This is a genomic window from Pimelobacter simplex (assembly GCF_900114845.1).
GTDB classification, from domain to species: domain Bacteria; phylum Actinomycetota; class Actinomycetes; order Propionibacteriales; family Nocardioidaceae; genus Nocardioides; species Nocardioides simplex.
The window spans coordinates 272,145-291,942 of sequence record NZ_FOUK01000007.1; the positions used below are offsets into that span (position 1 = coordinate 272,145).

Here is a 19,798-nt window from a genome sequence, read left to right on the forward strand (position 1 = left end):
GACGGGGGCTGGGGATGAACTGGCCCCGACCGGCGGCTGTGGAGGACCGGCGGCCGGGTCTGTGGCCGGTGGGAACGGTGGGACGTGTGGCGGGGGAAGGTGACGCGTCAGCCGACGAGCTTGGGGCCGCTGCAGGTCGGCGTCGGCATCGCGAACACGTCGGCGCCGCCGACCTGCAGGCCCAGGAGCTTGCCGAGAGGTCCGATGAGCGCGGTCTGCAACGTGCTCACGATCGGGTTCACCAGCGCGCTCAGCAGCGTGCCGACCAGCGGCCGGAGCACGCTGTCGAAGACCGTGTTGAGCGGATCGGTGATGTGCCGCTCCTTCCAGCTTCCGAGCACCAGGAGCCCGTCCCAGTAGTGCAGGACGAGGTCGGTGTTGACGGCGGGATCGATGCTGACCGGCCCGATCAACGCGCCCGACCCGCTGCCGCTGGGAATCGTGTACCCGCCGGGGATCGGCACGGTGACGGTCTTGCTGTAGCCCGACAGCGCCGGGGATCCGGCATTGATCGCGACCGACGTGTCGAGCGTCAGGTAGGGCGGCTTGAGCAGGCTGTTGAGCCCGAGCAGACCGAGGATGCTGTCGAGCAGACCACCGACCGGGTTGACCCGGGCCTTCACCCCCGCGCTGGCGGAGATGCTGATTCCGCCGACCACGCCCGAGCTCAGCGCCACCTGGATGCTGTCGGGTCCGTTGACGTTGCAGGTGACCTTGGTCAGCCGGGCGATCGCCTTGCCCAGGTCGATGGACACGGCGATGTCGATCGCGCCGACGTCCACTGACGTGTCGAGCACGCCGACGCGCAGCGACTGAGGATTGATGTGTGCGTTGAGGCGCAGCGAGATCTGGGCCGTCTCGGACGTCGTGCCCACCGGGCCGCACTTGGGCTTCGGCGGCTCGATGACCGTCAGGCTGGTCGTCACGCTGGCCACCCCAGGAAGGTTGATCCCGAGGTTGGGGATCTCGACAGCGTGATTCTTGTTGGAGACGAAGGCCGCGGTCGTGATCAGGTCGAGCACGTTGAGGGAGGCGTCCAGTGCCGACGATGCGCCTGGTGCCGCCTGGATCAGGTCGGCGATAGCGATCGTGGGAGTGGCCGCCGAGACCGTGATGGCCCGCAGGATGTTGGCGGCCGCGAGCTTGCCCTGGTTCTCGAGCACCTTGGCGGCGGCGACGAAGATCTTGGCGACCTCGACGCCGTCGAGCTTGAGCAGCTCGTCGACCGACCCGACGCCGAGACCACCCACCTTGACGAGATCGAGCAGCGAGATGTTCGCCCCCGCCAGGCCCTTGTAGCTCACGAGGTCGAGGTTGAGGTTGCTGCCGAGCAAGGCACTCAGGATCGGGTTGAGCAGCGCGCTCTGGGCGCTGTCGAGGGAGGCGATGAAGGAGCCCACACGGAAGCAGGCCGACTCCTCGTTGCGGGCGACCGCCGTCCGAGTCGCACCTCCCGTGCTGACACCGGTGACTCCGCCGAAGACAAGCCCGGTCTGCGACTTTGCGGTCACCTTGATCGCGGTCGGCACCTTGTCGTCGTTCGACGCCACGGTGGTCCACGTGCCGGCGGTGGCGCCCTGCATGACGAACGTCCACGAGACGTCCTCCGGCTTCAGGGCACCGCCGAGGGCGCTGCCGTTGCGCTGGAGGCTCCGCTTCTTGGCGTCGTCGAACGAGACGGTGCTGTAGTCCTTGGCCTTGCGACCGTCGAGCAGTCGCACCATGTCGAGAGCGACCATGTCGGCGACCGCCTGCACGTCCCGCCGTACGACGCGCTGCTGGCCCAGGTCGACGGCGAACGCCGCGGACACCATGAGCACCACCGCCATCAGCGCCGCGATGAGGACGGCGCTCGCGCCGCGCTCGTCGTGAGCGCGCGCAGCCCGGCGCCGCGGCGTCACGTCAGCTCACCCTCGCGACCGCGGTGTACTTCAGCTTGCTGGGCAGGACCAGCCCGAAGCCGGGGATGATCCCCTTGTAGGGGATCTCGACCGTGACGGTCGCGCACTTCTTGCTGGTCTCGCCGACACAGGGGGCGAGGGCGACCGAGCACCCGCTGTCGCAGGACTTCCCCTGCGCGGAGAGCGCGCCGTTGACGGCGCTCATCGCCGCCGTGGTCTTGTCGGTGTCGCTGCCGGTCGTGACGGCGGCGGCGCGCGCGCCCTCGGCGGCAGCCTGGCTGACGGACTGGCGGACGCTGAGCATGTCGCCGTAGTTGATGATGCCGACGACGATGATCATCAGGATCGGGAGGATCAGGGCGAACTCGACCGCCGCCGCGCCCCGGGCGTCACGGCGCGCCGGGACACTCCTTCGCAGCACACAACGCCTCATCGGCCGGCCTCCCCGCGCTCGCTCCCATGACGCCCCCGAGCGGCGTTGGGGACACAGTAGTGGCGAGTTTCACTGCGGGGGAACGAATCCTGGGTCATTCGGCCCGGACGAGCGAGCCTCCCTAGTCCGTTGGGACTACGCGCCCTGTCGCAGCAGACCAGGTGTCCGCTGGGGAGTCAGCCGACGAGGCGGGGCATGCCGCAGGTGACGCCGACGCCGTACACGTCGGCACCGGCCAGACGCAGCCCGATCATCCGCGCGACCGGGCCGATGAACTTCTGGTTGACGTTGTCGACGAGCGGCGTGAGCGACTTGTTGACGAAGCCGCCGCTGGCGACCACGAGCTCGTTGAGGATCGGGTTGGTCAGCGCGGTGACCTGGCTGAGCACCGGCACCACCTTGCCGTTGAGCTTGACGCCGGTGATCGTCGGGACGACCGCACCGACGTCGAGGAAGACCGAGCCACCGGTGGTGACGGGCGTCTTGTCGTTCGGCGGGATCGCCACGGTCACGGTGTTGTGCGACGGCGTCCGGCTGGTGCTGATGGTGAGCTTCACGCCCACCTCGACGGAGATCTTGTTGCCCAGGGTCAGGATGTTGCCGAGCAGGTTGGTGAGCACGCCGGTGAGGTTGAGGCCGATCAGGTCGGTCAGCTTCACGTCCCCGCCGGCGGTCAGGTCCACCGTCATCGAGTACGACGCCAGGCCGGTCGAGACGTCCACGCCGAAGCTCGACGGGTCGGCGAGCGTCCCCGCCCCGCAGCGGATGCTCGGCGGCGCGACGAGCTGCCCCGTGCCGTCGCCGGCGACGATGGCGATCGAGCCGGTCCCCTTGGCGGTCTGGAGCGTCCCGACGCCCGCGACGTTGAGGCTGGGCAGGTTCGTGAACGCGATGTCGACGGTGCCGTCGAGCTGCGCGGTGCGCGCGGTCGCCTGCGTCGTGTTGGGTGCGCCGCAGGCGAGCTCGGCGGCGGAGACGAGCGAGATCCCCCCGCTGAACTGGAAGCCCACCCCGGGCACCTGGGCCTGGATGTTGGGCACGCCGAGGAAGTACTTCCCGTTCGAGAGCCGGGCCGAGCCCACGATGTCGAGGACGCTGAGCGCCACCTCGAGCGCCGCGCGGTCGGTCGGCGCGACGTGCAGGACGTTCGCGAGGCTGATCATCCCGACCGTCGCCGCGGTGCTCGAGGCGGCGAGCTTGTTGAGCGCCTGGACGGCGACCGTGTTGGTCCCGCCGCCCTCGCGGGTGAGCGCCTCGGCCATCGCCCTCAGCAGGTCGGCGTAGGCGATGTTGCCGGTGAGCAGGTGCTCGGGGCTGCCGATGCTGCTGAGGGCGGTCAGCTGCGAGAGGCGGACGTCGGCGTCGGCGAGCGCGCGATAGCTGACCAGGTCGAGGTTCACCCCCAGCAGGTCGTTGAGGGGGCCGAGGACGGTGCTGTCCCCCGACCGGATCGCGGCGACGAACGTCCCGAGCCGGAAGCAGGCCGTCGACGAGCTCGCCGCGACCGCCCGGCGCTGCGCCGATCCGTGGTCGGTGCCCATGACGGAGGCGAACGCGAAGTCGACGTCAGTCCGTGCGGCGACCTGCACGGCGTCCGGGACGCCGGTGGTGCGCTCCTGGAAGCCACCGTCGCTGCCGAGCACCCCGAGCCGGTAGGTCAGCGTCGGCACGTCCCTCCCGAAGACGGCGGTGTTGCGCCGAAGGCTGAGCGGCAGCTGGGCGTCGAGCGCCGGGCGGAGCTGGTCGACCGTCCGGCCGTCGATGCTCCGGGCGAGGTCGAGCGCGACGACGTCCGCGAGCGCCTGCACGTCGGAGCGCGCGACGCGCTGGACTCCGAGGTCGACGGCGAACGCCGAGCTCACCAGGAGCACCGACATCAGCGCGGTCACCAGCAGCGCGACGGCACCGCGCTCGTCCTTGCGTCGCATGGCGCCTCCCCCGTGCCTGCCACGACACAGGCGCCCACCCGAGGACGCCCGTCGACGACACCGTCGGCCGCAGCGGGCCGCACCAGAGGAGTGCGGACGGAAGTCAGGACCAAGGTCCCGGCGGGTCGGGCTAGGTCTTGGGGAGCTCGAGGTCGGAGGTGGCGAGCTCCTCGACGTTGACGTCCTTGAAGGTGAGCACCTTGACGTTCTTGGCGAAGCGCGCGGGGCGGTACATGTCCCAGACCCAGGCGTCGGTGATCGTCACCTCGAAGAAGACGTCGCCGCCCTCGGAGCGGGCCTTCACGTCGACCGTGTTGCAGAGGTAGAAGCGGCGGTCGGTCTCGACGACGTACTTGAAGATGCCGACGACGTCCCGGTACTCCCGGTAGAGGTTCAGCTCCTGCTCGGTCTCGTACTTCTCGAGCTCCTCGGCACTCACGGAGCCAACCCTAGACGATCGGCTCCAGGGGATCGCGGAGGCGAGCGGCGTCCAGCATCTGTGGGGGCAAGGCGCCGTCGCGACGGCGGACCGGGCCGTCCGTCGAGCGTCGGCAACGCCGCCCACGCGGGTGCTGGGCGTCGCTCGGCCCGCGAGGCCCTGGGGCCGGTCGTCTAGCCCTCGTCGCCAGGCAGCGGCTCGAGACCGGCCGCACGTCGCACGTTGACGAACCTCATCCGGTGCACCGGCGAGGGCCCGTGCTCCTCGAGGGCCGCGGTGTGGGTGGCGGTGATGTAGCCCTTGTGCGTCTTGAAGTCGTACGCCGGCCACTGCTCGTCGAGCTCGACCATGAGCCGGTCGCGGGTGACCTTGGCGAGCACCGAGGCCGCGGCGACGCAGGCGGCGACCCGGTCGCCCTTCCAGACCGCGAGCCCGGGCACGCCGAGTCCGTCGACGGGGAACCCGTCGGTCAGCACGTACGACGCGGGCAGGGCCAGCTTGGCGACCGCCCGCCGCAGCGCCTCGACGTTGGCGACGTGCATGCCCAGCCGGTCGCACTCGTCGTGCGGGATCACCACGACCGACCAGGCGAGCGCGCGGCGCACGATCTGGTCGTAGCAGCGCTCCCGGGCGGCCGCGGTGAGCAGCTTGGAGTCGGCCAGGCCGGGCACGATGCCGGCCTTGCCGGCGGGCAGGATGGCCGCACCGGCGACCAGCGGACCGGCGCAGGCGCCGCGACCGGCCTCGTCGACACCGGCGATCGGCTCGAAGCCGTGCCGGCGCAGCGCCCGCTCGTAGCCGTAGATGCCGGCGTCGCGTCGTACGGTCGCGCCCTTGGGCAGCGTGGACATGCCCTCCGTGCCTCCTAGGTCCCGGGGACCGCGTCGGCCTTCTTCGCCTTCTCGAGCAGGTCGGCCGGCGGGCTGTCCGGGATGGCGTCGAAGGTGTCGGGACGGGTGATCCAGCGCCAGCGGTCCTGCGGCCAGATCAGGCTGAAGACCTTGCCGACGACCAGGCTCTTGTCGACCCAGGGGCTCTGCGTGCAGGGGTCGTCGTCCGGCGCGCACAGGTGCACCCGGGAGTCGGCCGAGTGGGCACGGTTGTCGCCGAGCACGAGGAGCTTGTTCTTCGGGATGGGGCCGATCGTCCAGCTGCACGGGCGGGCGAGGGCCGAGCCCTTCTCGGTGAACCAGTCGGTGATCTCGGCGTTGCAGGAGCCCGGATCCTTGTTGAGGTAGGGCTCGTCGAGGGGCTTGCCGTTGATCTTGATCCGGCCCTTCTCGTCGCAGCACTCGATGACGTCGCCCTCCGTGCCGATGACGCGCTTCACGAGGTGGCCGCCGGTCGGGTAGAGCCCGACCTTGGAGAGCAGGTTCGCCAGGCCGGTGGGGCCCTGGCTGTCGGAGGGGCCGAGCCACTGGCCCGGGTCCTCGAAGACGACGACGTCCCCGCGCTGGGGCGAGCCGCCGAACCAGTAGGAGACCTTCTGGACCAGGATCCGGTCGTTCTTGACCAGCCCCGGCTCCATCGACTCGGACGGGATGTAGAACGCCTGGACGAACAGCGCCTTGATCAGGATCGCGAGGCCGAGCGCGACGACGAGCAGCAGGATGCTCTCCTGCCAGACCGGGAGGTGCTTGCGCTCCCGCTTGGCGGTCGACGTGGCCGAGGCCGGGGCCGGCGCCTCGTCGGCGGAGTCCGGTGGCATCTCGTCGCTCGTCACAAGGAGCGAGTGTAGGAGGCTCCCCCAGCAGAACGGACGAAGGCCCGACCTGGAGTCCAGGTCGGGCCTTCGTGGAGGCAGTGCTGAGGCTCAGGCCTCGCCGCCGGGGCGGATCGGGCGTCGCTTCGCTCCGCCGATCATCGTCGCCCCTTTGGCGTGGCTCACGCCTCGCGGCGCTCCTTGATCTTCGCGGCCTTGCCGCGCAGGTTGCGCAGGTAGTAGAGCTTCGCGCGACGGACGTCACCGCGGGTGACGATCTCGATCTGCTCGAAGATCGGCGAGTGGAGCGGGAAGGTCCGCTCGACACCGACGCCGAAGGAGACCTTGCGGACGGTGAAGGTACGGCCGATGCCGGAACCGTGGACGCGGATCACGACGCCCTGGAAGACCTGGACGCGGGACCGGCTGCCCTCGATGACCTTGACGTGGACCTTGACGGTGTCACCGGCGCGGAAGGCGGGGACGTCGTCGCGCTTGACGGCGTTGCCGAGCTCGGTCACCACGGCGGGGCTGGGGTTGCTCATGATTCTCCTCGCGAATGCACACAGGTCAGCCGCGGAACAGTGGGTGGAAACGGATCGAGGCGACACGGTCGGCGGTTCCCCTGTGGCAGAAGCGTCCGCGTCACCGACTGACGATCCTCCCACAGCCGCCCGGGGGCGCGGAAATCAGCGCTCGCGGCGCTTGGTGAGGACGACGGCCCCCGGCGGCGCGGGCAGGTCCGTGCGCAGCCGGAAGCCGGCCTTCTTGTACATCCGCTGGTTGCGGGCGCTCGCCGCCCCCGTGAAGAGGACGTACGACGTCGCCGCGGGCGGCGCGACCGCCTGGATGTGCTCCAGCAGCACCCGGCCGAGCCCGGAGCCCTGCAGGTCGGGGGCGACCATGATCCGGCCGATGTCCCACCGGTCGCCGGCGCTGCCCTCGAGCCGCCCGCGGACGGCGGCGACCAGGCGGCCGGCCCGTCGTACGACGTAGGTGTCCCACTCCCCCAGCCACGCGCGGACGTCGTCGAGCGACTCGTGCAGGGCGGGGATGTCGAGCATGTCGTTGGCGATCGCCTCCTGGACCCAGCACGCGCGCTGCAGCGTCAGCAGCTCGCCGGCGTCGCCGGGGACCGCACGGACGATCGGCGTCCCGTCGTCGAGGACCGAGGGCGTGAGCAGGTCGGGACGACGCTCGGCGGTGCGACGGACCGCCTCGGCGTGGCGCCAGCGGGCGATGGCGCCGTGATCGCCGCTGAGGAGGACGTCGGGGACGTCGCGGCCCTCCCACGAGCGCGGCTTCGTGTAGACCGGGTACTCGAGCAGGCCGCCCTCGGCGTGGGACTCCTCGACGAGCGAGGCGGCATTGCCCATGAACCCCGGCAGCAGGCGGACGACGGCCTCGGTGACGGCCAGCGCGGCCACCTCGCCGCCGTTGAGGACGTAGTCGCCGAGGCTGATCTCGCGGACCTCGGCGATCTCGCGGGCGTGGTCGATCACCCGCTGGTCGATGCCCTCGTAGCGCCCGCACGCGAAGACCAGGTGCTCGCGGGTCGACAGCTCCTCGGCGAGGCGCTGGTCGAAGCGCTCACCGGACGGGGTCGTGAACACGATCGTGCTGCGCTCCCCGGTGTCCGAGCCTGCCGAGAGCACCTCGGCGAACGCCTCGCCCCAGGGCTCGGGCTTCATCACCATGCCGGCGCCGCCGCCGTAGGGGGTGTCGTCGACGGTGCGGTGCCGGTCGTGCGCCCACCGGCGCAGGTCGTGGACGCCGAGGTCGAGCAGCCCGCTCGCGGCGGCCTTGCCGGGCAAGGAGAGCTCGAGCGGCGCGAAGAAGTCCGGGAAGATCGTGAGGTAGTCGAGCCTCACTCGTCGTCCTCCGGGAACGGCGTGACCAGCCCGGGCCGGTCGGCGACGACGACGCGACCGCCGGCCACGTCGACCTCGGGGACCAGTGCGCTCACGAACGGGACGAGCGCCTCGCGGCGGTCGAGCGTCTTGACCCGGAGCAGGTCCTGGGCGCCGTGGGTCAGCCCGGCCACCTCGCCGAGGTGGGTCCCGTCGACGTCGTAGACCGCGAGCCCGACGAGCTGGTGGTCGTAGAACTCCTCGGGGTCCTCGGGCGTCTCGTCGGCGGCCACGACGGCCCGCAGGACGACGCCGCGCGCGGACTCGGCCGCCGTGCGGTCGGTCAGCTCGGCGAACGTCGCGAGCAGCACCCCCTGGTGCCAGCGGGTCCGGCTGACGGTGAGGGTCCGGGACGCGAACGCGGAGCCCCGGGGGGCCTCGACGAGGAGCACCGCGCCGTCGGCGTACCGGCGCTCGGGCTCGTCACTCCGGACGTCGACCGTCACCTCGCCACGGATGCCGTGCGGCTTGCCGATGCGGCCGACCACGACCTCGATGCTCTCCACGCCCCCGAGATTAGGGCTTCGGCCCGGGAACGCCGAACGGGCGCCTCCCCGGAGGGAGACGCCCGTTCGAGCAGTGAAGCGCAGGCTCAGCGCCGGTCGGTGTCGACGAAGTCGATCCGGGTGCCGCCGTTGCCCGCGATCGCGGAGACCACGGTGCGGAACGCGGTGGCCGTGCGGCCGCCCCGTCCGATCACCTTGCCGAGGTCGTCGGGGTGGACCCGGACCTCGAGCACGGACCCGCGACGCAGCTGCTTGTCGCGCACGACCACGTCGTCGGGGTGGTCGACCACTCCGCGGACGAGGTGCTCCAGCGCGTCGGCGAGCATCGGCTCAGGCCTCGGCGGGAGCCTCGGCCTCGGCGGCCGGCTCCTCGGCGGGGGTCTCCTCGGCAGCAGCCTCGGCGGGCTTCTCCTCGGTCTTCTCAGCCTTCTCGGCCTTGTCGGCCTTCTTCTCGGTCTTCTTGGCGGTCACCGCGGAGCCCTTGGGCTCGTTGGCGGCCTCCTTGAGGGCCTCGTTGAAGATCTCGAGCTTGTCGCGCTTGGGCTCCTTGACCTTCAGGGTGCCCTCGGCGCCGTCGGCGCCCTTGAACTTCTGCCAGTCACCGGTGATCTTGAGGATCGCCTCGACGGCCTCGGACGGCTGCGCGCCGACGCCCAGCCAGTACTGCGCCCGCTCGGAGACGACGTCGATGTACGACGGGTCCTCCTTGGGGTGGTACTTGCCGATCTCCTCGATCACCGCGCCGTCGCGCTTCTTGCGCGAGTCGACGATGACGATGCGGTACTGCGGGACCCGGACCTTGCCCAGGCGCTTCAGACGGATCTTGACGGCCACGTTTGTGGTGTCTCCTTGAGAATTCGTGGTGGGTGAGGCACGAGCGACCAGGTGGGGAAACACCGGGGCCCGGACTCGATGGGCGCCGCGCCGACCGGTTGAGAGGGACCGGGAGGCACAGAACTCAAGGATCAAGTCTGCCACGGCCGTGCCGCGGGGTCGAAATCGACCGGAGTCCGAGCGGCCGGAGGCGTCAGGCGACGACCTTGCCGCGCAGCACCACCCGGGCCGGCTCCGCGAGCACCGACAGGTCGTCGAGAGGGTTGCGGGGGTAGACGACGAAGTCGGCCGGGTCGCCCTCGTCGAGCCCCGGGTTCCAGCCGAGCCAGGCGCGCCCGCGCCACGACGCAGCGCCGAGCACGTAGTCGGTGGGCAGGCCCATGGCGGCCATGGCGAGGATCTCCTCGTGGAGGACGCCGTGACGTGACGAGCCGCCGCCGTCGCTGCCGACGTACATCGCGACGCCGGCGTCGTAGGCGCTCATCAGGACCTCGCGGCGGGTGCGGTACAGCTCGTCCATCGTCGCGCTGTACGCCGGGAACTTGTCGCGCGCGGCCGAGACGAACTCGGGGAACTTGCCGGTCTGCAGCACCGTCGGCACCAGGGCCACCCCCTGGGCGACCATCTGGTCGAGGTGGGCCGCGGTGAGGCCGGTGCCGTGCTCGATGCAGTCGATGCCGGCGTCGAGGAGGGGGCCGAGCGAGTCGGCGCCGAAGCAGTGCGCGGTGACCTGGGCGCCCTCGGCGTGGGCGACGCCGATGGCGGCCGCGACCGCGTCGGCCGGGAAGGACGGCGCCAGGTCGCCGTCCTCGCGCGAGATCCAGTCGCCGACGAGCTTGACCCAGCCGTCGCCGTCCCGGGCCTGCTCGCCGAGGGTGTCGGGCAGCGCGTCGGGCTCGACCTCGTGGGCGTAGTTGCGCAGGTAGCGCTTCGTGCGCGCCACGTGCCGCCCGCACCGGATCAGCCGCGGGAGGTCGTCGCGCTCCTGCACCCACCGGGTGTCGGCGGGCGAGCCGCAGTCACGGGTGAGCAGGACGCCGTTGTCGCGGTCGGCGATCGCGGTCCGCTCGATCTCGGCGTCGTCGACCGCGCCGCCGTCCTCGAGGCCGAGGTGGTTGTGGGCGTCGACCAGGCCGGGGACGATCCAGCCCTCCGCGGCGGTCTCGGCGCCGGCCGGGCGCTCGTAGGTGACGTGACCGTCGACGACGTACACCTCCCGGACGTCGCCGTCGGGCAGGACCGGACCGGAGAACCGCAGCGCACTCACCCCGCGACGCTACCAACGGCCGCTCCCCAGCCCCTACCCCCCAAGGGGTGGGGGTTGCGGCGCGACGAGGTGCGCCGGTTGCGGCCACGAAGTGCGCCGGTTGCGGGTTCGAGACTCGCCCCCGCCCATCGCGCGCTCACCTCGGCCCCGCAACCTCCGCACTTCGTGCCCGCAACCTCCCCACTTCGTGGAGGGGTCAGAGTCGCGACAGGAGCCAGGTGGGTGTCAGGGTGGTGGCGCCGACGCCGTGCACGCGGGCGTCGAGGGCGCGGTCGGCGGTCACCACGACGACGCGGCCGCCCTTCTCGGCGGCCTTGGCGGCCTCGGCGACGATCGTCGCGTCCCCGTCCTTGGGGGCGTGGACGGTGCGGACGTGGGCGTCGCGGCCGGCCCGGACGCCGCCCTTGGCCTGCCCCTCGAGCACCAGGACGACGACGTCGTACTCGATGTCGGCGACCAGGAGCTGCTCGTGCAGCCGGGCCGCGGCGCCCGCACGGTCCTTCCACCAGCCGTCCGGGCGCGCACCGACGACGTTGGCGCCGTCGACGATGAGCGTGCTCACTTGAGGAACTTGGAGAAGTCCTTGGGCAGCTCGAGGTTCTCGGCGGCCGCCTCGTAGTCGATGTCCTGGCCGATGCCGAACGGGTTGGGCTTGGCCTCGGCCGCCTTCGCCGCGGCCGCAGCGGCCTCCTGGGCCGCCTTGGCCGGGTTGCCCGACTTGCGCGCGCCCTTGCCCTTGGTCTGCTTGGCCTTCTGCTTGGCGCTGACCCGCTTGCCGCCGCCGGGACCGCCCATGCCGGGCATCCCCGGCATGCCGGGCATCCCGCCGCCCTTGGCCATCTGCATCATCATCTTGCGCGCCTCGAAGAAGCGGTCGACGAGCTGGTTGACGTCGGAGACGGTGCGGCCCGAGCCCTTGGCGATGCGGGCGCGGCGGGAGCCGTCGATGATCTTGGGGTTGGCGCGCTCGGCGGGCGTCATCGAGCGGATGACCGCCTCGACCCGGTCGATCTCGCGCTCGTCGAAGTTCTCGAGCTGCTCGCGGATCTGGCCCATGCCGGGCAGCATCCCGAGGATCTTCTGCATCGAGCCGAGCTTCTTGAGCTGCTGCATCTGCGACAGGAAGTCGTCGAGCGTGAAGTCGCCGCCGGTGAGCTTCTCGGCCGCCTTGAGCGCCTCTTCCTGGTCGAAGGCCTTCTCGGCCTGCTCGATCAGGGTGAGGACGTCGCCCATGTCCAGGATGCGCGAGGCCATCCGGTCGGGGTGGAAGACGTCGAAGTCGGTCATCTTCTCGCCGGAGGAGGCGAACATGACCGGCCGGCCGGTGACCTGGCGGATGGAGAGGGCGGCACCACCGCGGGCGTCGCCGTCGAGCTTGGTGAGGACGACGCCGTCGTACCCGACGCCGTCGAGGAAGGCCTGCGCGGTGACGAGCGCGTCCTGGCCGATCATCGCGTCGACGACGAACAGCACCTCGTCGGGCTGGACGGCGTCGCGGATGCCCGCCGCCTGCGCCATCATCTCGGCGTCGACGCCGAGGCGGCCCGCCGTGTCGACGATGACCACGTCGTGCAGCTTGCGCTTGGCCTCCTCGATGGAGGCCTTCGCGACCGAGACCGGGTCGCCGACGCCGTTGCCCGGCTCGGGCGCGTAGACGGGGACGCCGACCTTCTCGCCGTTGACCTGGAGCTGCTGGACGGCGTTGGGCCGCTGCAGGTCGCAGGCGACGAGCATCGGCGTCTTGCCCTGCTCCTTGAGCCACAGCGCGAGCTTGGCCGCGAGCGTCGTCTTGCCGGCACCCTGGAGGCCCGCGAGCATGATGACGGTCGGGCCGGACTTCGCGTAGCGCAGCCGGCGGGTCTCGCCACCGAGGATGGCGACGAGCTCGTCGTTGACGATCTTGACGACCTGCTGGGCGGGGTTCAGCGCACCGCTGACCTCCTCGCCGCGGGCGCGCTCCTTGATCGCGGCGACGAACTCCTTGACGACGGGCAGCGCGACGTCGGCCTCGAGGAGCGCGATGCGGATCTCCCGGGCGGTCGCGTCGATGTCGGCCTCGGAGAGCCGTCCCTTGCCGCGGAGGTTCTTGAAGGTCGCGGTGAGGCGGTCGGAAAGTGTGGCGAACAAGAGCGTTGCGTCCTCGTCGGAGTCGTCGGTAGAAAAGTGGAGGGTCTCGACCACCGATCGTAGCCGTGCGTGCTCCGAAGCCCGACGTCTGCGGCGGAGGTCCGAGGGTACTGCGCGGGTGCCCGGCACGCTGCGCGGAGGTCGGGAGTGCCACCGGGGGCACCCCGCAGGGGGCAAGGAGGTTCCGCCATGGCGACCACGACACCCGTACGACGACCGGGCGGTCCACGCCGCCGGCCGACCCCCGCGGGGGTCGCGATCTGGGGCGGCATCGCCCTCGTCGGAGCCGTCTGCTGGACGGTGCTGGCGCTCTCCCGCGGCGAGGAGGTGTCGGCGCTCTGGATCCTGTTCGCCGCGCTGGCGTCGTACGCCATCGCCTACCGGTTCTACGCGCGCTTCATCGCCGACCGGGTGCTCCAGGTCGACGACAGCCGCGCCACGCCGGCCGAGCGGCTCGAGAACGGCCAGGACTTCGACGTCACCGACCGCCGGGTGCTCTTCGGGCACCACTTCGCGGCGATCGCGGGCGCCGGGCCGCTCGTCGGTCCGGTGCTGGCCGCCCAGATGGGCTACCTGCCCGGCACGATCTGGATCATCGTCGGCGTCATCCTGGCCGGCGCGGTGCAGGACATGATGGTCCTCTTCTTCTCGATGCGCCGCGACGGCAAGAGCCTGGGCCAGATGGTGCGCGAGGAGATCGGCGTCGTCGGCGGCACCGCGGCCCTGATCGCCGTCTTCGCGATCATGATCATCATCCTGGCGGTGCTCGCGCTGGTCGTCGTCAACGCGCTCGCCGAGTCGCCCTGGGGCGTCTTCTCGATCGGGCTGACCATCCCGATCGCGCTGTTCATGGGCTTCTACCTGCGCTATCTGCGCCCCGGCCGGGTCTCCGAGACGACGGCGATCGGCGTCGCGCTGCTGCTGGCCGCGATCATCGTGGGCGGCTGGATCGACGACACCGGACTCGGCGACACGCTCACGCTCTCCCACGAGACGCTGACCATCTGCCTCATCGTCTACGGCTTCGTCGCCTCGGTGCTGCCGGTGTGGATGCTGCTCACCCCGCGCGACTACCTCTCGACGTTCATGAAGGTCGGCGTGATCGTGCTGCTGGCGGTCGGCCTCGTGCTCGCACGTCCTGTGCTCCAGAACGACGACATCACCAGCTTCGCGATGGACGGCGACGGCCCGGTCTTCGCCGGGAAGCTGTTCCCGTTCGTGTTCATCACGATCGCCTGCGGCGCCCTGTCCGGCTTCCACGCGCTCATCGCGTCAGGCACGACGCCGAAGATGATCGCCAAGGAGAGCCACGTCCGGATGATCGGCTACGGCGGCATGCTGATGGAGTCCTTCGTCGCCATCAGCGCCCTCATCGCGGCCTGCGTGATCGACCAGGGCCTCTACTTCGCGATGAACAGCCCGGCCGGGGCGACCGGCGGCACCGCGTCGAGCGCGGCGGAGTTCGTCGGGACGCTCGGCTTCACGCTCTCCCCCGACACGCTCACCCAGGCCGCGGCCGCCGTCCAGGAGCCCACGCTGGTCTCCCGCACCGGCGGCGCCCCGACGCTCGCGGTCGGGATCTCCCAGATCTTCAGCGACGCGTTCGGCGGCGGGCTGGCCGCGTTCTGGTACCACTTCTCGATCATGTTCGAGGCGCTGTTCATCCTCACCGCCGTCGACGCCGGCACCCGGGTCGGCCGGTTCATGCTCCAGGACACGATCGGCAACGTGTGGCACCGCTTCGGCGACACCTCGTGGAAGCCCGCCGCGTGGAGCGCCAGCGCGATCGTCGTGGCCGCCTGGGGCTACATGCTCTACGTCGGCGTGACCGACCCGCTCGGCGGCATCAACCAGCTGTTCCCGCTGTTCGGCATCTCGAACCAGCTGCTCGCCGCGATCGCGCTGTGCCTGTGCGTGACGCTGATGCTCAAGCACGGCAAGGCCCGGTGGGTGTGGGTGCCGCTGGTCCCCCTGGTCTGGGACCTCGTCACGACGATGACCGCGAGCTGGCAGAAGGTCTTCTCGGACAACCCCGCGATCGGCTACTTCGCCCAGGCCGACCGCTACCGCGAGGCACGCGACGCCGGCCAGGTGCTCGCCCCCGCCAAGGACGGCGGGCAGATGGACCAGATCATCACGAACTCGACCACCAACGGCGTGCTCCAGCTGACGTTCGCGATCCTGGTCATCGTCGTGGTGGCCAACGCCGTCCTGGTCTGGATCCGGGCGATCCGGGCCGGCGGCCTGCCCACCACCGAGGTGCCCGCCGTCCCGTCGCACGTGGTGGCGCCGGCCGACTTCTTCGCGACGGCCGACGAGAAGGCCGCCGTCCGGGAGTGGGAGCAGTCGCGGCTCACGGGGAGCCGGCGATGACCGCGCTGGCGCGCGCCTGGCGCGGCGTCCGCTGGTACGTCCGCGAGCTCACCGGCGAGGCCCGCTGGGACGAGTACGTCGAGCGCTGCGCCCGCGACGACGTCGTCCCGATGTCGCGGCGGGCGTGGGAGCGGCACCGCGCCGACGCGAAGGAGCACGACCCGCAGGCACGCTGCTGCTGACGTGCCTATGCTGACGGGATGACGACCGTCGCGGTGTTCGCCGGAGCAGGGCTGGTCCTGCTCGTGCTGGTCGTCGTGGCCGGGCACCGCACGCTGCGCAACGGCGGCGCCGGCAGCAGCGGCATGGCCGACGGCCTCGGCAGCTTCATCGACGTCTTCGACCCCGCACGGGCGCGGGCCGACCGCGACCTCAAGTCCCACGACAACCAGGGCACCGTCACCCCCAACCCGGACGACGACGACCGGCCCGTCCAGGTCGACCTGAGCAAGGGTGTCGCGAGGATCAGGAAGAGCCTCTGAGCGCACGCCGCACGGCGTGCGCCGCCTCGGCCGCGCGGGTGTCCGACAGCGCGCCCGCAGCCGCCTCCTGGACGTAGAAGACGTCGACCGCCTGGGGGCCGAGCGTCGAGATGTGGGCCGAGCGGACCGTCATCTCCAGCGCCGCCAGCGCCGCGCTCACCTGGTGGACGACGCCGAGCCGGTCGGCCGCCCGGACCTCGATCACGGTCGCGTGGTCGCTCGCCTCCGGCCGCACGACGACCGCCGGGTCGAGGTCGCCGGGCGCCCGGCGGGGCGCGAGTCGCTCGGCCGGGTCGACCCGGCGGGCGACGATGGCGTCGAGCTGGTCGTGCAGCGCGCCGACGTCGAGGTGGTCGGCGTCGACGTCCCAGACCGAGACGGCGTGCTCCCCCTGCGCCCACAGCCGGGCGGCGCGGATCGCGACGCGGCGCAGCGCGAAGAGCGCGGCGACGTCGGCGAGCAGGCCCACCCGGTCGAGGGCGACGACGGTGACCCGGGAGCCGTCGGCGACGGGCTCGACGGCGATCGCGACCTCGCCGTCGGCGACCTCGGGCGGGACGGGCACCTGCTCGTCGCCGAAGGCCGGCGGGGCGCTCCCCCGCTCCAGCACCGCACGGGCCCGGCGGGACAGGTCGAGGACGAGGCCGGCCCGCCACGACGACCAGGCCTTGGGCGAGGCCGCCTTCGCGTCGGCCTCGGTGAGCGCGGTGAGCAGCGCGAGCGCCTCCGGCGTGTCGATGTGCTCGGTGAGCTTCTCGACCGTGGCCGGGTCGTCGGGGTCGCGGGTGGTCGCGACGTCGGCGAGCAGGAGGTGCCAGCGCACGAGCCGGCCGATCAGCTCGGCCTCGTCGGGTCCGAAGCCCATCCGCTCCGCGATGGCCCGGGCGATCGGCGCCCCCGCCACGCTGTGCTCGGTCAGCCCGCCCTTGCCGATGTCGTGGAGCAGCGCCGCGACGACGAGCACGTCGGGGCGCGAGACGTCGCGGATCAGGCCCGCCGCCTCGACGCAGGTCTCGACGACGTGTCGGTCGACCGTGAACCGGTGGATCGCCGAGGCGTGCGGCAGCAGCCGGATCCGCTCCCACTCGGGCAGGATCCGGTCGAGCGCACCGGTCTCGTCGAGCGTCTCCCAGACGCCCAGCAGGCCGGGGCCGGCCGCGAGCAGCCGGACCAGCTGGCGGCGCGCCTCGTCGGGCCACGGCACCGGCAGCGGCGGGCAGTCGCGCACCAGCCGCGCGGCGGTCGGCGGCGCCAGGACGACGTCGCGCACCGCCGCCTCGGCCGCCGCGCGGAGCAGCAGCACCGGGTCGCGCTCGGGGCGGGCGCCCCGCTCGAGCACGACCTCGCCCTGGGACAGCGCGACCCCTGGCGCGAGCCGGGTCAGCTCGGGGCGGCGGGGACGCGCGGCCGGCGTCCGCCGGAGGGCGTCGTCGGTGCGCCGCCAGGCCAGCCGTGAGAGGTGGGTGACCCGGCGCCCGAGCTCACGGACGTAGCGCTGGGCCGCGGCCTCGTCGGGCAGTGCGAGCCCCTCGGCGAGCGCCGCCCAGTGCTCGGGGGCGATCCGGTCGGTGGCCCGGCCGGCCGCGGCGTGGAGCAGGTCGCGGACGTCGAGGAGCTGCTGGCGGCAGCGCTCCAGGTCGGCCGCCGGGACGTCGACCAGCCAGGTCGCCGTGAGGCTCTTGAGCACGGTCGCGTCCCGCAGTCCCCCCTCGGCCTCCTTGAGGTCGGGCAGCGAGAGGTGCGCGAGCTCGCCGACGAGCCGGTGCCGGCTGCGGACCAGCTCGCGCAGCTCGGGCAGCCGCTCCCGGGCCTGGCGCCGCCAGTGGGCCAGGACGGTCGTGCGCAGCCGCAGCGCGAGGCTGTGGTCGCCGGCGACGTGGCGCGCGTCGAGCAGCCCCGACGCGACCCGCACGTCACCCTCGGCCGCGGCCAGCATCTCGGGCAGCGTGCGCACCGAGTGGTCGATCTGGTGGCCCGAGTCCCACAGGGGGTACCAGACGTGCCCGGCGAGCTCGCGCCACTGCTCCTCGGGCAGGCCCTCGTCGGCGACGAGGACCAGGTCGAGGTCCGAGTACGGCGCCAGCTCGCCCCGGCCGTAGCCGCCGACCGCCACCAGCGCGGTCCCGGTGTCGGTGCCGCCCGCGCCGTCGTACGCGCTGCGGGTCAGGGCGTCGGCGGCCTCGGTTCGGGCAGCGCGCTCGGCGGCGGTCATCCAGGTCCTGGGCGGGCTAGACCGCGGCCGGTCCGGTGTCGCCGGTGCGCACCCGGACCACGGACTCGACCGGGGTGACCCAGATCTTGCCGTCGCCGACGCGCCCGGTCTGGGCGGCGGTGGTGATGGTCTCGACGATCCGGTCGACGTCGGCGTCGTCGGCGACGATCTCGATGCGCACCTTGGGCACCATCGCGATGTCGTACTCGGCGCCGCGGTAGACCTCGGTGTGACCCTTCTGCCGGCCGTACCCGCTCACCTCGCTGACGGTCATCCCGGTGACGCCGACGACCTCCAGCGCCTGGCGGACGTCCTCCCACTTGTGCGGCTTGACCACCGCGCTGATCAGCTTCATGGGTGCAGCGTGCCAGTCCCGGGACCGAAATGGGGGCGAGCCCCACCGGTGGCGTGCAGGTCGTACGCCGTCTCGGCGTGGATCACGAGGTCGACCCCGGCCACCTCGTGGTCCGGGTCGACCCGGAAGCCGACCGTGCGCTCCAGGACCCACAAGAGCAGCGCGGTCATCACGAACGAGAACACCAGCGTCGCGCCCGCGGCCACGAGCTGGCGGCCGAGCTGGCCGGTGCCACCGCCGTAGAACAGGCCGTCGACGCCGGTGACCGAGGTCGACGCGAGCAGGCCGATGAGGATCGTCCCGACCAGGCCGCCGACCAGGTGGACGCCGACGACGTCGAGCGAGTCGTCGTACCGGAAGGTGTACTTGAGGCCCACCGCGAGCGCGCAGATCGCGCCCGCCGCGACGCCGACGAGCATCGCGCCGATGGGCGTCACGGCGCCGCACGACGGGGTGATCGCGACCAGGCCGGCGACGACGCCCGAGGCCGCGCCGAACGACGTCGCGTGGCCGTCGCGGAAGCGCTCGACGCCGAGCCAGGCGAGCAGGCCCGTGCACCCGGCGAGCAGCGTGTTCACGAAGACGATCGCCGCCGTGTTGTCCGCGGCGAGCGCGGAGCCGGCGTTGAAGCCGAACCAGCCGAACCACAGCAGCCCCGCACCGACCATGACCAGCGTCAGGTTGTGCGGCTTCATCGGGTCGCGGCCGAAGCCCACCCGCCGGCCGAGGACCAGCGCCGCGGCGAGCCCGGCGGCACCGGAGTTGATCTCGACCGCCGTACCGCCGGCGAAGTCGAGGGCGCCCAGCCGCTCCTGCATCCAGCCGCCGCCGAAGATCCAGTGCGCGACCGGTGCGTAGACCAGCAGGGTCCACAGGCCGGCGAACAGCAGCCAGGTGCCGAACCGGGTCCGGTCGGCGATCGCGCCGGCGATGAGGCCGACGGTGATCACCGCGAACAGGCCCTGGAAGGCGGCGAAGAGGGTGATCGGGTAGTCCGCGTCCGGGTCCGGCGCGAGCATGTCGCGGAAGCCGAGGTACTGGGTCGGGTCGCCCAGCAGGCCGCCGCCGATGTCGTCACCGAAGGCGAGCGAGTAGCCGGCGAGCACCCACACCACCATCACGACGGCGAGCGCTCCGAAGACCATCATCATCATGTTGAGCACGCTCTTGGACCGGACCATCCCGCCGTAGAAGAAGGCGAGACCCGGTGCCATGAGCAGCACCAGCGCCGCGGCGGCGAGCAGCCAGGCGGTGTCGCCGGCAGCGGTCGCCGGCGTCGCGGCGAGAGGGAGCAGATCGGGCATCCGCCCACTGTGCGGGCGCTTTGTT

Annotated in this window: 20 protein-coding genes and 1 pseudogene; 3 read left to right on the forward strand and 18 right to left on the reverse strand. The window is 71.9% G+C overall.

The genetic code is table 11. The features are described from left to right. Positions 1 to 107: 107 nt before the first annotated feature. From BM223_RS25580 to ffh, 15 genes and pseudogenes are all read right to left on the reverse strand, one after another. Positions 108 to 1,901, reverse strand: a complete 1,794-nt coding sequence (locus BM223_RS25580; protein WP_038680253.1) for a Tad domain-containing protein — start codon at positions 1,899 to 1,901, stop codon at positions 108 to 110. Position 1,902: 1 nt separating this feature from the next. Next, positions 1,903 to 2,322, reverse strand: a complete 420-nt coding sequence (locus BM223_RS25585; RefSeq protein WP_052138833.1) for a TadE family protein — start codon at positions 2,320 to 2,322, stop codon at positions 1,903 to 1,905. Between the two features lie 188 nt (positions 2,323 to 2,510). Then, a complete protein-coding gene (locus BM223_RS25590; RefSeq protein WP_038680255.1) occupies positions 2,511 to 4,262 on the reverse strand; it encodes a Tad domain-containing protein in 1,752 nt (583 codons plus the stop codon). A gap of 130 nt (positions 4,263 to 4,392) precedes the next feature. Then, on the reverse strand, positions 4,393 to 4,701 hold the full coding sequence (locus BM223_RS25595) for a DUF2469 domain-containing protein (RefSeq protein WP_038680256.1): 309 nt from the start codon (positions 4,699 to 4,701) through the stop codon (positions 4,393 to 4,395). Positions 4,702 to 4,874: 173 nt separating this feature from the next. Beyond that, positions 4,875 to 5,552, reverse strand: coding sequence for a ribonuclease HII (locus BM223_RS25600; protein WP_038680259.1), 678 nt, complete (start codon positions 5,550 to 5,552; stop codon positions 4,875 to 4,877). 14 nt (positions 5,553 to 5,566) lie between these two features. Beyond that, entirely contained in the window at positions 5,567 to 6,424 is an 858-nt protein-coding gene (gene lepB, locus BM223_RS25605) for a signal peptidase I (RefSeq protein WP_075018761.1), read from the reverse strand. Between the two features lie 161 nt (positions 6,425 to 6,585). After that, positions 6,586 to 6,948 carry a 50S ribosomal protein L19 gene (rplS, locus tag BM223_RS25610; protein WP_038680261.1) on the reverse strand — a complete coding sequence of 121 codons (363 nt, stop codon included), beginning with the start codon at positions 6,946 to 6,948 and terminating at the stop codon, positions 6,586 to 6,588. 144 nt (positions 6,949 to 7,092) lie between these two features. After that, complete coding sequence (locus BM223_RS29965) at positions 7,093 to 7,467, reverse strand: GNAT family N-acetyltransferase (RefSeq protein WP_235319295.1); 375 nt, start codon at positions 7,465 to 7,467, stop codon at positions 7,093 to 7,095. A 117-nt stretch (positions 7,468 to 7,584) separates the two neighbouring features. Then, positions 7,585 to 8,274, reverse strand: a pseudogene (gene trmD, locus BM223_RS29970) (tRNA (guanosine(37)-N1)-methyltransferase TrmD); the annotation flags it as partial. Next, on the reverse strand, positions 8,271 to 8,819 hold the full coding sequence (rimM, locus tag BM223_RS25620) for a ribosome maturation factor RimM (RefSeq protein ID WP_200886994.1): 549 nt from the start codon (positions 8,817 to 8,819) through the stop codon (positions 8,271 to 8,273). The pseudogene trmD and the gene rimM, both read right to left, overlap by 4 nt. A gap of 86 nt (positions 8,820 to 8,905) precedes the next feature. After that, positions 8,906 to 9,145, reverse strand: coding sequence for an RNA-binding protein (locus tag BM223_RS25625; protein WP_038680265.1), 240 nt, complete (start codon positions 9,143 to 9,145; stop codon positions 8,906 to 8,908). Between the two features lie 4 nt (positions 9,146 to 9,149). Continuing rightward, on the reverse strand, positions 9,150 to 9,653 hold the full coding sequence (gene rpsP, locus BM223_RS25630; protein WP_038680267.1) for a 30S ribosomal protein S16: 504 nt from the start codon (positions 9,651 to 9,653) through the stop codon (positions 9,150 to 9,152). A gap of 193 nt (positions 9,654 to 9,846) precedes the next feature. Beyond that, positions 9,847 to 10,920 (reverse strand): amidohydrolase family protein, encoded by a 1,074-nt coding sequence (locus BM223_RS25635; RefSeq protein ID WP_038680268.1) that lies wholly within the window; start codon positions 10,918 to 10,920, stop codon positions 9,847 to 9,849. A 196-nt stretch (positions 10,921 to 11,116) separates the two neighbouring features. Beyond that, a complete protein-coding gene (locus BM223_RS25640; RefSeq protein WP_038680271.1) occupies positions 11,117 to 11,482 on the reverse strand; it encodes an NYN domain-containing protein in 366 nt (121 codons plus the stop codon). Next, positions 11,479 to 13,047 (reverse strand): signal recognition particle protein, encoded by a 1,569-nt coding sequence (gene ffh, locus BM223_RS25645; RefSeq protein ID WP_038680273.1) that lies wholly within the window; start codon positions 13,045 to 13,047, stop codon positions 11,479 to 11,481. Before ffh ends, BM223_RS25640 begins: the two co-directional genes overlap by 4 nt. A gap of 189 nt (positions 13,048 to 13,236) precedes the next feature. On the opposite strand from ffh, the gene BM223_RS25650 reads away from it, so the two are divergent. From BM223_RS25650 to BM223_RS25660, 3 genes are read left to right on the forward strand one after another with little or no spacing between them, the layout of a single operon-like run. After that, positions 13,237 to 15,420 (forward strand): carbon starvation CstA family protein, encoded by a 2,184-nt coding sequence (locus BM223_RS25650; protein WP_038680275.1) that lies wholly within the window; start codon positions 13,237 to 13,239, stop codon positions 15,418 to 15,420. Then, a complete protein-coding gene (locus BM223_RS25655; RefSeq protein WP_038680277.1) occupies positions 15,417 to 15,602 on the forward strand; it encodes a YbdD/YjiX family protein in 186 nt (61 codons plus the stop codon). The genes BM223_RS25650 and BM223_RS25655 overlap by 4 nt, the downstream gene beginning before the upstream one ends. A gap of 18 nt (positions 15,603 to 15,620) precedes the next feature. Further along, positions 15,621 to 15,902 (forward strand): hypothetical protein, encoded by a 282-nt coding sequence (locus BM223_RS25660; RefSeq protein ID WP_038680279.1) that lies wholly within the window; start codon positions 15,621 to 15,623, stop codon positions 15,900 to 15,902. On the opposite strand, the gene BM223_RS25665 is transcribed toward BM223_RS25660, so the two are convergent. The 3 genes from BM223_RS25665 to BM223_RS25675 are packed head-to-tail and all read right to left on the reverse strand — an operon-like array spanning position 15,886 to position 19,773. Then, positions 15,886 to 18,114 carry a [protein-PII] uridylyltransferase gene (locus tag BM223_RS25665; RefSeq protein ID WP_052138834.1) on the reverse strand — a complete coding sequence of 743 codons (2,229 nt, stop codon included), beginning with the start codon at positions 18,112 to 18,114 and terminating at the stop codon, positions 15,886 to 15,888. The two genes, BM223_RS25660 and BM223_RS25665, sit on opposite strands and share 17 nt — an antisense overlap. Before the next feature lie 16 nt (positions 18,115 to 18,130). Continuing rightward, positions 18,131 to 18,469 carry a P-II family nitrogen regulator gene (locus BM223_RS25670; protein ID WP_038680281.1) on the reverse strand — a complete coding sequence of 113 codons (339 nt, stop codon included), beginning with the start codon at positions 18,467 to 18,469 and terminating at the stop codon, positions 18,131 to 18,133. Further along, complete coding sequence (locus BM223_RS25675) at positions 18,466 to 19,773, reverse strand: ammonium transporter (RefSeq protein WP_075018762.1); 1,308 nt, start codon at positions 19,771 to 19,773, stop codon at positions 18,466 to 18,468. The genes BM223_RS25670 and BM223_RS25675 overlap by 4 nt, the downstream gene beginning before the upstream one ends. Between the last annotated feature and the right edge of the window lie 25 nt (positions 19,774 to 19,798).